The 501-nt window shown below is 45.3% G+C and carries 2 pseudogenes; both read left to right on the forward strand.

From position 1 onward, the window contains the following. Nucleotides 1–92 (forward strand): annotated as a pseudogene (locus J7R10_RS10095) (zinc-finger domain-containing protein); the annotation flags it as partial. 27 nt (nt 93–119) lie between these two features. Then, nucleotides 120–305: pseudogene (locus tag J7R10_RS08535) on the forward strand (FAD-dependent oxidoreductase); the annotation flags it as partial. Between the last annotated feature and the right edge of the window lie 196 nt (nt 306–501).

Consider the following 501-nt stretch of genomic DNA (forward strand, 5'->3'; position numbering starts at 1 on the left):
ATTGTTCAACGCTTTACCGTTATAATCATTCATTGTCATTCAATCAAACAAATCCAACAGGGTGCATATATCATATAGATAACCCGCTATAACTTCTAATATAATATACAATGGCTATCATTGATCAACCGCCAATCATTATCGGGGCGGGAATTGCTGGTTTAAGCTCTGCTTTAGCACTTGCCCAAAAGGGAATTGCAAGTACTCTTATTGAAAAATGTAAACAACTCGATAGTGTAGGCGCTGGCATTCAGCTTACTCCAAATGCAACGCGTATTCTTGCCCACTGGGGGGTTTTAAAAAAATCCACCTAAAAGGTTTTACGTTCACAGGTTTGGGGATTGGTGCCCGGGAAAGGCAATTTTCTCGGGGTTGGGGCGGGAAAGGGTTTTTTTAATGAAGTGGCGAGCGGCCATCGCTCCCCTCTTGGGGGGGTGACAGGGGGTTAACGGGAATCGGCCGGAGTGTGTTTGGCCAACCCCAATGGATTCTACTGGTACG

Source organism: Bartonella vinsonii subsp. berkhoffii ATCC 51672 (genome assembly GCF_902825225.1).
Lineage (GTDB): Bacteria > Pseudomonadota > Alphaproteobacteria > Rhizobiales > Rhizobiaceae > Bartonella > Bartonella berkhoffii.